The following is a 14,225-nucleotide window of genomic DNA, read 5'->3' on the forward strand; positions in this document are numbered from 1 at the left end:
AACATTTTAGTCATGTTAAAAACATTTATTGAAAGACCAGTGCTTTCAACGGTAATCTCTATTATCATAGTTTTACTAGGAGTTATTAGTATAACCTCCTTGCCTATTGAGGAATATCCTGATATTGCACCACCAACAATTAAGGTAACAGCAAATTATACAGGAGCCAATGCAGAAACCGTCTTAGAGAGTGTAATTATACCAATTGAAGAACAGATTAATGGTGTAGAAGGAATGACATACATTACCTCTACGGCATCAAATACAGGAGCTGCAGAAATCACTGTCTATTTTGATCAAGAGATTGATGCAGATATTGCAGCAGTTAACGTTCAAAATCGTGTTGCTAGAGCAAATCCTTTATTACCAACTGAAGTTATACAAACTGGTGTAACCACTCAGAAACAAGAGACAAGTGCTTTGATGTTTATTTCTATGTATTCTGAAAGCGATAATTACGACGCTACGTTTATTCAGAATTATTTAAAAATTAATGTCATTCCTGCAATGCAACGTATTAGTGGTGTTGGAGATGTTAGTTTGTTCTCTCAACAAGATTATGCGATGCGAATTTGGTTAAATCCAGAAAAATTAGCGTCCTATAATTTAATTCCGTCAGATATATCTGCAGCTTTAGCGGAACAAAATTTAGAAGCAGCAGCAGGATCTTTAGGTCAAAATAATGGAGAATCATTTTCTTATACATTAACTTACAGTGGAAGATTTAAGGACGAAGCACAATACAGCGATATAGTTATTAAAGCCTTAGGAAATGGAGAGTTTTTACGACTTAAAGACGTCGCAACAATTGAGTTAGATGCGCAATCCTATGCCTCTAATGCTATGAGTAAAGGAAATCCTGCTGTGTTTATGGGTATTTTTCAAACTAAAGGCTCAAATGCCCAGGAAATTATTGAAAACATTAAATTTACATTAGAAGAAGTAAAAGCAGATTTACCAGAAGGTTTAGATGTATTTGTACCTTACGATACAAGTTTGTTTTTAAATGCATCTATTGACAAAGTAATTACAACTCTATTAGAAGCATTTTTATTGGTATTTTTAGTTGTATTTATCTTTTTACAAGATTTTAGATCTACATTAATTCCTGCAATTGCAGTACCTGTTTCAATTATTGGTACGTTCTTTTTCCTAAATGTATTTGGGTATTCAATAAACCTATTAACACTATTTGCTTTAGTATTAGCCATTGGGATTGTGGTAGATGATGCTATAGTTGTTGTAGAAGCCGTCCATGCAAAAATGGATGATGGCGAGCACAACCCAAAAAAGGCGACACTTAGAGCGATGAATGAAATTTCGGGAGCAATTATTTCAATTACTTTAGTAATGGCAGCTGTATTTATTCCTGTGACATTTATTACTGGTCCTACTGGTGTGTTTTATGAGCAGTTTGGTGTTACTTTAATTATTGCCATTTTAATTTCAGCTGTTAATGCCTTAACGCTAAGTCCTGCGTTATGTGCTCTATTATTAAAAGAACATAAAAACGATAAAGAATTAAAAGGAAAAAGTCCATTAAAACGTTTTTACACATTATTTAATCGTGGTTTTGATGCAACCATTCAACGTTACGGCAGGTCTCTTGAGTTTTTATATAAAAGAAAATTTATTTCAGTTCTACTTCTAATCATTGCAGGAGCAGGCATCTATTGGGCTTCAATGACAACACCAACAGGTTTTGTACCAAATGAAGATAGAGGAATTGTATTTGCTAATATAGAATTACCACCAGGAGCATCTTTAGACAGAACTGATGCTGTCGCTAGAAAACTATACGATAAAGCCAAAACTATAGAAGGCATCGAAGCTATTAACTTTATAAAAGGTAGAAGTTTAATAAGTGGCGCTGGTAGTAACTTTGGTTTTGGGATTGTAAAACTTAAAGATTGGTCAGATCGTGAAGATCCATCACTTTCTGCACAAGCTATTACCGGAAAATTATTTGGTATTGCTGCAACTATACCTGATGCTAACATTATATTCTTTTCACCACCAAGTATTCGTGGTTTTGGTAACTCCTCAGGGTTTGAAATTAACTTACTTGATAAATTTGGTGGAGAGTTTGCAGATTTAGATAAAGCTAATAAAGACTTTTCTATGGCTTTAATGAGTCATCCAGAAATTAAATACGCAACATCAGCTTTTAATACAAGTTATCCACAATATGAAATGGAAGTAAATGTTCCATTGGCAAAAGAAAAAGGCGTTTCTGTAACCAGTATATTTTCAACATTACAAGGTTATATTGGAGGAATTTACGCTTCTGACTTTTCAAGATTTGGTAAACAATTTAGAGTATATATTCAAGCATTACCAGAAGACAGAGCAGATGAAAGTGCCTTGAATAGTATGTATGTTAGGACAGATACAGGAGAAATGACACCAATAACACAGTTTGTGACGTTAAAACGTGTGTATGGTCCACAATCGGTAACTCGTTTTAACTTATTTAATTCTACCATGATCTCTGGAGCAACTAACGACGGTTTTAGTACAGGTGATGCCATTAGAGTAATTGAAGAAGAAGTTGCAAAACTACCGAGTAACTATACAGTTGCCTACTCTGGTTTAACACGAGAAGAAGTTAATGCAGGTAATCAAACTACATTTATCTTCATATTGAGTATTGTATTTGTCTACTTCCTTTTAAGTGCACAATACGAGAGTTATTTATTGCCTTTTGCAGTTGTTTTATCATTACCATTTGGAGTTTTTGGAGCATATATAACTACTAAATTCTTAGGATTAGAGAATAATATTTACTTCCAAATTGCCCTTATAATGCTTATTGGCTTGTTAGCAAAGAATGCAATTTTAATTGTAGAATTTGCTTTACAGCGTCGTAAACATGGTGAAAGTATTGTGGATTCAGCTATACTAGGAGCTAAATCTAGGTTACGTCCTATATTAATGACATCATTTGCATTTATACTTGGATTGATGCCATTAGCCTTAGCAACAGGTGTAGGATCTGAAGGAAACAATTCCATTGGTTCTGGAGCTGCAGGTGGAATGCTAATTGGGACAATTTTAGGTGTTTTTGTAATACCAATCCTATTTATATTATTTCAGTGGTTACAAGAAAAAATTTCGAGTAAACCAACAGTACAAACTATTGAAGATTAAAAAAATGAAATCAATTATAATACATAGAAATTTTAGCAAAGGTGTTTTATTAATTATCGTAGCCTTAACAATTCAAAGTTGTTTTGTAGCTAAAGATTATAAAAGACCAGATTTAACAGCTGAAACTGAAGCGCTATACAGAACGGAAAATTTACCTACAGATAGTGTTTCTATAGCAGATGTTTCTTGGAAAACCTTATTTACAGACAAGTACCTTCAACAATATATTGAAGAAGGTTTGCAAAATAATATGGATGTCCGTATTGCACTGCAACAAATGATCGCTGCAGAAGCGTATGCAAAGCAAGGTAAAGCAGGATTCTTTCCAACATTAAGTGTTGGCCCTAATTACACACGTCAAGAATTTTCAGAAAACAGTCAGTTTGGTTCAATTTTCAGTGGAGGATTAGACACCTACGATGTCACTGCAAATTTATCTTGGGAAGCAGATATTTGGGGAAAAATAAGAAGTAATAATAGAGCCACGCAAGCTTCATACTTACAAAGTGTGGCCGCTCATCAGGCTGTAAAAACGCAGTTAATATCAAGCATTGCAAACACCTATTATAATCTCCTTGCTTTAGATGCTCAGTTAGAAATAACAAAACAAACGATTGCAACACGAGAAAGTGGTGTAACCACAATTAAAGCTCTTAAAGATGCAGGACAAGAAACACAGGTTGCTGTAGATCAAAACATAGCGCTTTACAATAATGCAAAAGCTTTGCTCGTAGATATAGAAACTGCCATATTTAAAACCGAAAACACACTTAGTATTTTATTGGGTAAATCTGCACAAAATTTTGAAAGAGCAACTTTAGATGTACAAAAAATAGATCAAGATTTAAAACTTGGTTTACCTGCTACTCTATTGAGTAATAGACCTGATGTTATGGCAGCAGAATATGCATTAATCCAAAACTTTGAATTAACCAATGTTGCTAATAGTAGCTTCTACCCTTCCCTTACGCTAACAGCCTCGGGAGGATTACAAAGCTTACAATTAGATGATTTATTTAATACAAGCTCTTTATTTGCAACTGTTGTTGGTGGTTTAACACAGCCGTTACTGAATCAAAGAAAATTAAAAACTCAAAAAGAAGTTGCATTAGCCAACCAAGAAACAGCGTTACTAAACTTTAAAAAAACGTTATTAATTGCTGGTAATGAAGTGTCTAATGCCTTGTTCACTTTTGAAGCGGAAACGAAAAAATTCGAATTTAGAAAAAATGAAGTCGAAGCTTTAAGGTCTGCTGAGATAAATTCTGAAGAGTTACTTAAAAATGGCTATGCTAATTATTTAGATTTACTAACTGCTAAACAAAGTGCATTGAGCGCTGAACTTAATATAATAGACAGTCAATTACAACAGTTGATTGCCGTTGTAGATTTATATGAAGCGCTTGGTGGTGGTTGGAGATAAAAATTAAAACATAATACTGATTTTCTATCTATAATTTAGATGGAAAATCTATAAAAAGTTTATAAAATAGGGTGTTCATCAATTGATAAACATCCTATTTTAAATACCATTTCTAAGTAATAATTGAGCTTTAAGTTAAAAATCGTTTTTAACTTTTTGTCTATTTCTATTTTAATCACAATAAAACATACTTAACTTGTTACTTTTTAAAGTAATTCAACTGGTATTAATTGGTAAAGTCATAGTATTACCAACTAACATTTTATAAAAAATGGATAATCTAATTACCTTTTCGATAGCTGTATTTACGGCATTTTTTGCAATTACAAACCCTATTTCTAATATGACGGTTTTTCTGTCATTAACTCAAGGTGCAAATAAAAAAACAAAACATGACATTAACCGAAAATCTAATTTTATAGCATTTGTAATCGTTGCTGTATTTGTACTGCTAGGCAAATATATTTTTGAATTATTTAACATCACAATTCCTGCTTTTAAAATTACAGGTGGAATTCTAATATTTTTTATAGGTTTTGATATGCTTCAGTCTAAGCAATCTAATGTAAAAACAATTGATAATGTTGCAGTAGATGAAAACATTGCTGTTTCGCCATTAGCGATTCCAATATTGGCTGGACCTGGAACAATTGTAACAGCCATGAATTTTGTTGCTAAAGCAGAGACTATACATATTATTTTAGTGATTGCCATATTTGGTTCCATGAGTATATTAACTTATTTTACGTTTAGATTAAGTGATTTAATTGTAAAAATTGTAGGTAATAATGTGATTTCCGTAATAGGAAAAATTATGGGATTAATTATTGCCATTATTGGAACTGGTATGATTATAACAGGAATTAAACTTGCCTTTAACTTAGTAGCTTAATTTAAGCTGATTGAAAATTTAGAGCATATAATAATATAAATGGCAGCATGAAAAAAATTCTAATTCTTTTCGCTCATCCAAAACTAGAAAAATCTCGAGCTAATTTAGCTTTAATTAATCATATTAAAGATAAAGAAAACGTAACTATTCATGATTTGTATAATGAATACCCAGATTTTCATATCGATGTGCTAAGAGAACAGAAGTTATTAGAACAGCATGATATTATTATATGGCATCATCCGTTTTACTGGTATAGTTGTCCACCATTAATGAAACAATGGATTGATATGGTGTTAGAATTTAATTGGGCTTATGGACCAGAAGGTAAAGCGTTGCACAACAAAACGTGTCTCAATGCTATAACCACTGGAGGTTCTAAAGAAGTGTATTGTTCTGCAGGTTACAACAGTTTTACGGTGGAGCAATTTTTAAGACCTTTTGAGCAAACTGCAAATTTATGTGGCATGACATATTTTCCACCTTTTGCAGTAATGGGAACGCATAATCTTTCCGATGAAAAATTGCACGATTACAAAGTTAACTACGGAAAATTAATCGATTTACTGCAAGCCGAATTAACCATGAATGACTTTGAAAAAATGTCATTCATTAATGATATTCCACAACTTAAAAGCTCGTAAAACATGACTGGAAGTTTACTTTTTGAAGCCATTGTATTTTTAGCAGGAGCCATAATCTGTGTGTCCATTGCCAAGCGTTTGGGCTTAAGTTCTGTGATTGGTTATTTATTGGCTGGTGTTTTAATTGGACCTTATGTTTTAGGTTTTATAGGAGAGGAAGGCGATGATATACTTCATTTTGCAGAATTTGGTGTTGTGATGATGCTGTTTCTTATTGGTTTAGAAATTGAACCCAAAAACTTCTGGAACATGCGAAAAACCATTCTCGGAATGGGAGGCATTCAGGTTGGCGGCACGATGCTTTTATCCTACTTGCTATTCTACTTTTTAGGATATGATTGGCAAGTCGCTCTTGTAATTTCTATGGCTGTAGCTTTATCTTCTACAGCTATTGCTATGCAGACCATAAAAGAAAAAGGGTTAATGGACACTACGTTTGGGACTAGCGCTTTTTCAATTTTATTGTTTCAAGATATTATTGTGATTTTTATGATTGGTGCAATGCCTTTGCTATCTAATTCTAATGTAGAATCACATTCCGATAATCATAGTGAATCTTTAAGTTTAATAGATAGTTTACCATTAGGTTTTCAAACATTAGCAATTATTTTATCAGTTGTTATTGTTATTGCTTTGGGTCGCTTTGTCATTGTGCCAATGCTTAGAAAAGTAGCGAAAACTGGTGTACGAGAATTATTAATAGCAGCTGCATTTTTAATTGTATTTGGCATTTCGCTTATTATGGAATTGGTTGGCTTAAGTCCGGCTTTAGGTGCCTTTTTAGGTGGAGTCGTTTTATCGAGTAGTGAATTTAAACATGAACTAGAAAGTACCTTAGAACCTTTTAAAAACTTGTTATTAGGTTTATTTTTTATGGCAGTTGGTGCGTCTATTAACTTTATCGTTATTGCCAAAAGTCCGCTAACCATAGGAGGCGTTTTAATCGCCATTATTGTATTAAAAGCTGTGGTTTTATATATTACTGGTCGTGTTTTTAAATTAAAACTAGACCAAAAATTATTGCTAACCTTCAGTTTAGCACAGGTTGGAGAGTTTGCTTTTGTATTGCTGTCTTTTGCATTTGGACTTAATATTTTAGAACAAGAACAAATGGATATGTTGTTAGTAATAACAGCACTAAGTATGGCTTTAACACCAATTATCAGTATAATAAATGAACGTTTTATTCTTCCAAAAGTAGGCACCAAAGAATCCATACAGCGTCCTATGGACCATATTGCAAAATCGCAAAAAATAATTTTGGTTGGTTTTGGACACTTCGGAAGTACTGTCGGTCGTTTTTTGAGGTCTCATGGTGTAGAAGCAACCGTTTTAGACCAAGATTCTAATCGTGTAGATTTTCTACGTAAAATGGGATTTGAAGTATATTATGGAGATGCAACACGTTTAGATTTATTAGAATCTGCTGGCATTGCAGACGCTAAAATTGTAATTATTGCCACTAACAAAGTAAAGGTTTCTAAAGCCATTAGTAAAATAGTGGAAGAAAAATATCCTCACGTAGAACTTATGATTCGTACTAAAAACAGATACGATGCTTACGAGTTGTTAAACCTTGGTAGAGAAAACATTTATCGCGAATCTTTAGACACATCATTATCGCTCGCGAGTGATGTGTTGCACAAATTAGGTTTCAGAAAATATACTTTAAACAGACAAGTTAAAAATTTCATTAAATATGATGAGACGAGTTTAAGGCGTTTAGCTAAAGAGCCAAAACGCGAGGAAGATTATATTTTTAAAGCTCGAAAAGAATTACAAGAGCAAGAAGAATTACTAGAAGCCGACTTTAAAAGAGGTATCGTTGATTTTGATAACCATTGGGATAGTGAGCACATTAGAAAAGCTTTAGAAAAATCGAGTGATTTATAATGCAAAAGCTTAATTCTCTTTCATTTTTGCCTAATCATGTGTTCATATAATATTACTTTTAACTGATATGATTCAAACGTCTTAAGGATTTCTTAAAGCCATAGATTTTACGTTTTCACTTCGCTAACTTTAGATGAATTGATAAAAATAGAACTATGGATAATGAAGAAACAAAAGGGTTTAAAACAATTAATCCAACTACAGAAAAAGAAATAAAACATTATAATTACATGACAGAAACAGAGGCTTTTGAAGCTGTAGAACGTTGTCATGAAGCATTTTCAGAATGGAAATTAAAATCCCTTAGTCATCGTGCAGAGATTATACAAAACGTTGCCAAAAAACTAGCAGCGCATAAAGATGAATATGCTCAGCTTATGACAGATGAAATGGGTAAACTTTTAAAGCAGAGCCAGCAAGAAATCGAACTGTGTCAAGGCATTTGTGAATATACAGCAACCCAAGGTCAAGAGCATTTAAAAGACGAAAATAGAACCTTACCTAATGGTGGAAAAGGTATTATTCAACAAGCACCGATTGGTGTTATTTATGGCATACAACCTTGGAATTTCCCACTATATCAGGCAATAAGATATGCTATTGTAAATCTAATGGCAGGAAATGGCGTGTTATTGAAACACGCAAAAAATGTAACAGGTTCTGCATTAATGTTAAATACAATTTTTGAAGAAGCTGGTTTACCAAAAAACTTATTTACCGTTTTAATTATAGACCATGATACATCAGATAAAATTATTGAACATGACAAAGTTAGAGGTGTAACACTTACAGGAAGTTCTGAAGCTGGAAAATACATTGCTGAAAAAGCAGGTAAAGCTTTAAAAAAGACCGTTTTAGAATTGGGAAGTAACGATGCTTATTTAGTTCTAGATGATGCAGATATTGAATTAGCTGTTAAGACTAGCGTTAAAGGACGAGTTTTTAATAATGGAGAAACCTGTGTCGCAGCTAAACGTTTTGTGGTAGTTGATGAAGTTTACGATGAATTTAAAGAAGCTTTTGTTGAGCAAATGAAAGCTATTAATTATGGTAACCCAAACGATGAAAATTCAAAGATTGGACCAATGGCTAGAAAAGATTTAAGAGATAAGATTCATAGTCAGGTTGAAGACAGTATTAAGAAAGGTGCTGATGTGTTGTGTGGTGGAGAAATTCCATCTGAAACAGGCTATTTTTATCCAGCAACAATTTTAGCAAATGTAAAAGAAGGACAACCTGCTTACGACGAAGAACTTTTTGGTCCTGTGGCTTCATTAATAAAAGCAAAAGATAACGAAGATGCGATGCGCATTGCCAATGATAGTCGATTTGGCTTAGGTGGCGGAATTTTTAGTAAGGATGAAGACAAAGCCGTAGAACTTGCAAAAAAACATTTTGACACAGGTATGATTAATATTAATTCATTTGGTTTAGCACATCCAAACATGCCTTTTGGAGGTGTTAAAGATTCAGGTTATGGTAGAGAACATGGTGGTTTCGGAATTAGAGAGTTTGTCAATTCTAAATCCATATTACTTAATAATTAGACTGTAATAGAATAGTAAAAAAGCCTATAAATATCAATTTATAGGCTCTTTTTTTATAAATCAGATATGCATTTAATGGAAGTATTTTAAAAAGATTGTATCTTGATTAAGATTTAAAATATAACCAGAGATTTTTGCCAAAGAACATTCCAAATATTGTTTTCAATTCTAAAAAACCAAATAACAGTGGTATTGAAATCTTAACTATTCAAAATCTGGCGGCGCGTAAAAATGAAGTTTTAGACCATCATCCTGAAAAAGCACACCAAGTCGCTTTTAATATGATTGTGTTATATACCGAAGGAGAAAGCCAACAACTCATAGATTTTGTTTGGCATAAAGTGCAGAGAAATACCATTACACATGTAGCAAAAGGTCAAATAAACGCGTTTCAGTTTACTAAAGGTTTAGAAGGATACATCTTATTATTTACTGATGATTATTTAAAAAAGCAGATTAATAATCTACCTAAAAATGAATTAATTCGGTTATTTAATACACATTTGTTTTCGCCAATCATTCAGGTACCAGAAACATCTAATGTGGTAAATTATTTTCAATTATTGTATGAAGAATACAACAATCAAAAAGAAGATTACAATCAAGAAAAGACCTATAAATCCTTGCATTCTATTATTTTTTCTAAGTTAGATAGCTTAAAGGAAATTGAAACATATCATCTTAAACAATCCAAACAAATTCATGTCTTTTTAGATTTTAAATCAATTCTAGAAAAACAGTATAAAAGTAGCAGAAATGCTGATTTTTATGCTGAACAATTACACATTACTTATAAGCATTTAAATACCATTTGTAAGGATATTATTTCTATGACTGCAAAGCAATACATAGATAGATTTATAATTCTTGAAGCAAAACGATTGCTTATAAATTCCGAAATTAAAAGTACTGAATTGGCGTATACATTGGGTTTTAATGAACCTACAAACTTTGTAAAATACTTTAAAAAGCATACAGGTTTTACACCAAATAATTTCAAAAAGGACTATTTGTAAATTCAGGTTCGATATTTACCATTTTTACACTGATATTCATCTTTAGAACATAGTGTAGTTATAAGATATTTGTTATCAAAAAGAATTCAAATGTCAGACGTAAGAACATGCTCAACTTGTGGCGCAAAAGCAAAATATAAAATGAAAGATGCTGTGGAAACTTATACAGCAGTTCAAGATGAGAATGCCTTTAAAAAAATTGGCCAACTAAAAAAAGCCATGCAAAAATTTAAGGATAAAGCTGAGGCTTTAGAAAAAGAGTTAGAAATATTAAAAGCTAAACTATAATTATGGATACTCAACAAAACAAAAAAAACGCTATCGCCTTTTATAAAATGGCTTATGAAGGCAACCCAATAAAAGCAGTAGAACTATATGTTGGAGAAGAATATATACAACATAATCCAATTGTTGCGGATGGTCCGCAAGCTTTTATTGATTATTTCAATCGCATGCAAAAAGAATATCCTGTGAAATCTATAAACTTTGTAAGAGCGGTTGCTGAAGATGATTTAGTAGCATTACATACGCATCAAATTTGGCCAGATAATGACCAATACATAACCATGGATTTCTTTAGGTTTGATGCTAATGGCAAAATTGTAGAACATTGGGATAGCATTCAGCAAGTACCAGAAAAGGCTATGAATAGGAATACAATGTATTAAACTTTTCGTTCAAATCCTTTTAAAATAATTTTGATTTGAATTAACTCTTAAATGGATTACGTCAACTTAAGCTATGAATACTCCTTAATTTTACATCATAAGCCAATAATGGTTTATATAACATTAAATATCATAAATTATGACAAGTGCTATAGAAGATAAATTGAAAGGAAACTGGAATATTGCTAAAGGTAAATTAAAGCAACAATGGGGAGATTTAACTGATGATGATTTAGATTATCAAGAAGGAAAAGAGGACGAATTAGTTGGTAGAATACAACAGAAAACAGGAGAGTCTAAAGAGAAAATAAATAATTTTTTAGATAGCTTAAAATTCTAAAAACCACCATTTTATATAATCAATGCTAAGACAAAAATATATAAGTCTTAGCATTTTTTTCATTCTTAACTTACCAAACGTATGTATCAAATTTTTACTCTAATATAAAACATACTTGTAATAACAGAATAATTAGACCTTAACAATTGAATTCGACTGATGAAAAATAAATTCACTAAATTTAGAAAAATAGATCATGTTGTAAAACAGAGATATTCAACTTTAGGCAGTAAATAAATAATTGTTGTAATTATTTCGAAAAAGATTCGACCTAACTTTTATAAAACTACCAGATGAAAAAACCAACCAAATTATTTAAAGTTAGTCAATTAAAAAATAAACAACCTGAACACGCCTTAGTCAATGGCTTAGATTTGGTTATTGTAAAGTTCGATGAAGATATTTCCGTGCTCTATGGAAGATGTTTACATAGAGGTGCTTTAATGTCTGATGGTCACGTAGATGGACACAACTTAATTTGTGGAGTTCATGGATGGGATTATCGGGTAGATTCTGGTGTATCAGAATACAATAACAAAGAAGTGCTTCATAAATTTTCAACAAAAATTGAAGGTGATGATTTATTTGTAGACGCCTTTGAAATTGAAGCTTACTTAGTTAATAACCCTCAACCATTTAACAGAGATAACTATTTAGGTGCATATGCAGACACACATCCTGAAGAAACAGAACCTTATACAGGTTATATTAAAGAATTAGCACAAAACGGACTTAAAAATCTAGGACACCATGGGTTTTCAGCTTCCATGGGAGTGGACAGAAATACATTACCTAAATGGGATAATATTCAGTTTTTGCCAGCGCAATTAGCAACGCGTCCATTGTTGGATGAAGAGTCTGTGGCGACTAAAGTGGTTATTGGACCTAATGCTAAAAAATCATTAGAATTAGATATTCCTTTATTTGTTAGCGATATGAGTTTTGGCGCTTTATCTAGAGAAGCTAAAATTTCATTATCTAAAGGCGCAGAACTTGCTGGAACGGGTATTTGTTCTGGTGAAGGTGGAATGCTTCCTGATGAACAAACTAATAATTCGAGATATTTTTATGAATTAGCATCTGCTCAATTTGGATTTTCTTGGGATAAGTTAGATAATGTACAAGCCTTTCATTTTAAAGGTGGTCAAGGCGCAAAAACAGGAACTGGAGGCCATTTACCAGGTAATAAAGTAAGCAAAGAAATTGCAGAAGTGAGAGGATTAAATGAAGGAGAGACAGCAATCTCGCCTGCAACGTTCCCTAATTTTCATGGTGTAGATGATTTTAAAGATTTTGCACAAAAAGTACGTGAGAGAACTGGTGGAATTCCTATTGGATTTAAAATAGCAGCAAGTCATATTGAAAAAGACATACAATTTGCACTCGATGTTGGTGTGGATTACATCATACTCGATGGTCGTGGTGGCGGAACAGGCTCTGCGCCAACAATTTTAAGAGATCATATAAATGTGCCAACAATTCCGGCTTTAGCTAGAGCTCGTAAATATTTAGATAAAGTTGGAGCCAACCATGTTACTCTAGTAATCACTGGAGGATTACGAGTTGCCGAAGATTTTGCAAAAGCATTAATGCTTGGTGCAGATGCCATTGCGGTTTCAAACTCGGCTTTGCAAGCCATTGGTTGCTTAGGCATGCGTGCTTGTGGAAGTAATAATTGTCCTGTGGGAATTGCAACCCAAAAAGAATCATTGCGTAGTCGATTAATTATAGACGCTTCAGCAAAACAATTGCATAACTTTTTTGATGCTACAAATGATTTAATCAAAGTAGTCGCAAGAGCTTGTGGCTATGATGATGTCAATAAATTTAATCACGATGATTTATCAACTTTTGATGTTGATATACATAAACTTACAGGAATTAATTACGCAGGAATAAACTAAGAAACCATGAAAGAACAAATGCATTTAGCTGCACAATATTTGGCTGCAGCAGGAATTAGTTTCCTAGAGAAAAAAGACGATGATAGCCATACAAACTTGGATTTTAATATAAAAGATGCCTCTTTAGAAACCCATTTACTATCTAAAAACGAAGACCAGTTATGCTTAAGTTATAATGATTTTTCATTGCAATGGAAATCTAAAACCGGAACTGTTACTTTTGAATTAGATGGAGCTACACACCAAGAAGTTTTAAGTTGGTTAGCAGACACCTCTAAAGCGCATTTAAATAAAGAATACACTTATAACTTACATTACGATTTACCTTACAGCATTGATAATTCTTATACGTTTCAATTAGAAAGTACTGAGGATTTACAAAAATTGGTACAACTAAGAACTTTGGCGCAATTAAGTTTAGAGCAAATAAATTCCGACTTTAATAAAGACGCGAGTATTAGAGTTTGGCCACATCACTTTGATACTGGTATATACACACCATTGGTTGACGATGCTATTAGTTTTGGTCTTGGGCTTGCAATACCTGATAATTTAAGCGATGTGCATTACTTTTATATTAGTGGTTATAAAGAAGGAAACGCCATAGAGCCTTCAAATTTTAATTCTTTAAATATTGGTTCATGGATAAACAAAGATTTTAAAGGTGCCATTTTACCAGCGACACAAGTTGCAAAAAATGAAGCCGTTACGTTTTTTAAAGAAGCCATTAATCAATTTAATAGATAAT

Annotated in this window: 12 protein-coding genes; all 12 read left to right on the forward strand. The window is 32.6% G+C overall.

Going from position 1 to position 14,225, the window contains the following annotated elements; all coding sequences use genetic code 11:
* The first annotated feature begins 12 nt into the window (after positions 1–12).
* The 12 genes from Q0891_RS07645 to Q0891_RS07700 all read left to right on the forward strand — a co-directional run bounded on the left by Q0891_RS07645 (position 13) and on the right by Q0891_RS07700 (position 14,224).
* Positions 13–3,150, forward strand: a complete 3,138-nt coding sequence (locus Q0891_RS07645; RefSeq protein ID WP_299100387.1) for an efflux RND transporter permease subunit — start codon at positions 13–15, stop codon at positions 3,148–3,150.
* A gap of 4 nt (positions 3,151–3,154) precedes the next feature.
* On the forward strand, positions 3,155–4,573 hold the full coding sequence (locus Q0891_RS07650; RefSeq protein ID WP_299100390.1) for an efflux transporter outer membrane subunit: 1,419 nt from the start codon (positions 3,155–3,157) through the stop codon (positions 4,571–4,573).
* Between the two features lie 271 nt (positions 4,574–4,844).
* Positions 4,845–5,465 (forward strand): MarC family protein, encoded by a 621-nt coding sequence (locus Q0891_RS07655; RefSeq protein ID WP_299100392.1) that lies wholly within the window; start codon positions 4,845–4,847, stop codon positions 5,463–5,465.
* Between the two features lie 47 nt (positions 5,466–5,512).
* Positions 5,513–6,109: an NAD(P)H-dependent oxidoreductase gene (locus Q0891_RS07660; RefSeq protein WP_299100393.1), complete on the forward strand. Its 597-nt coding sequence runs from the start codon at positions 5,513–5,515 to the stop codon at positions 6,107–6,109.
* Positions 6,110–6,112: 3 nt separating this feature from the next.
* Positions 6,113–8,002: a monovalent cation:proton antiporter-2 (CPA2) family protein gene (locus tag Q0891_RS07665; RefSeq protein WP_299100396.1), complete on the forward strand. Its 1,890-nt coding sequence runs from the start codon at positions 6,113–6,115 to the stop codon at positions 8,000–8,002.
* A 155-nt stretch (positions 8,003–8,157) separates the two neighbouring features.
* A complete protein-coding gene (locus tag Q0891_RS07670) occupies positions 8,158–9,549 on the forward strand; it encodes an NAD-dependent succinate-semialdehyde dehydrogenase (protein WP_299100399.1) in 1,392 nt (463 codons plus the stop codon).
* Between the two features lie 134 nt (positions 9,550–9,683).
* Positions 9,684–10,565, forward strand: coding sequence for an AraC family transcriptional regulator (locus Q0891_RS07675; RefSeq protein WP_299100401.1), 882 nt, complete (start codon positions 9,684–9,686; stop codon positions 10,563–10,565).
* A 90-nt stretch (positions 10,566–10,655) separates the two neighbouring features.
* A complete protein-coding gene (locus tag Q0891_RS07680) occupies positions 10,656–10,853 on the forward strand; it encodes a hypothetical protein (protein ID WP_299100403.1) in 198 nt (65 codons plus the stop codon).
* Positions 10,854–10,855: 2 nt separating this feature from the next.
* On the forward strand, positions 10,856–11,233 hold the full coding sequence (locus tag Q0891_RS07685; protein ID WP_299100405.1) for a nuclear transport factor 2 family protein: 378 nt from the start codon (positions 10,856–10,858) through the stop codon (positions 11,231–11,233).
* A 139-nt stretch (positions 11,234–11,372) separates the two neighbouring features.
* On the forward strand, positions 11,373–11,573 hold the full coding sequence (locus tag Q0891_RS07690) for a CsbD family protein (RefSeq protein ID WP_299100407.1): 201 nt from the start codon (positions 11,373–11,375) through the stop codon (positions 11,571–11,573).
* Positions 11,574–11,866: 293 nt separating this feature from the next.
* Positions 11,867–13,477, forward strand: coding sequence for a glutamate synthase-related protein (locus tag Q0891_RS07695; protein WP_299100409.1), 1,611 nt, complete (start codon positions 11,867–11,869; stop codon positions 13,475–13,477).
* Positions 13,478–13,483: 6 nt separating this feature from the next.
* A complete protein-coding gene (locus tag Q0891_RS07700; RefSeq protein ID WP_299100411.1) occupies positions 13,484–14,224 on the forward strand; it encodes a hypothetical protein in 741 nt (246 codons plus the stop codon).
* Position 14,225 lies beyond the last annotated feature (1 nt).

The sequence above is a fragment of the uncultured Winogradskyella sp. genome (assembly GCF_947498005.1).
Lineage (GTDB): Bacteria > Bacteroidota > Bacteroidia > Flavobacteriales > Flavobacteriaceae > Winogradskyella.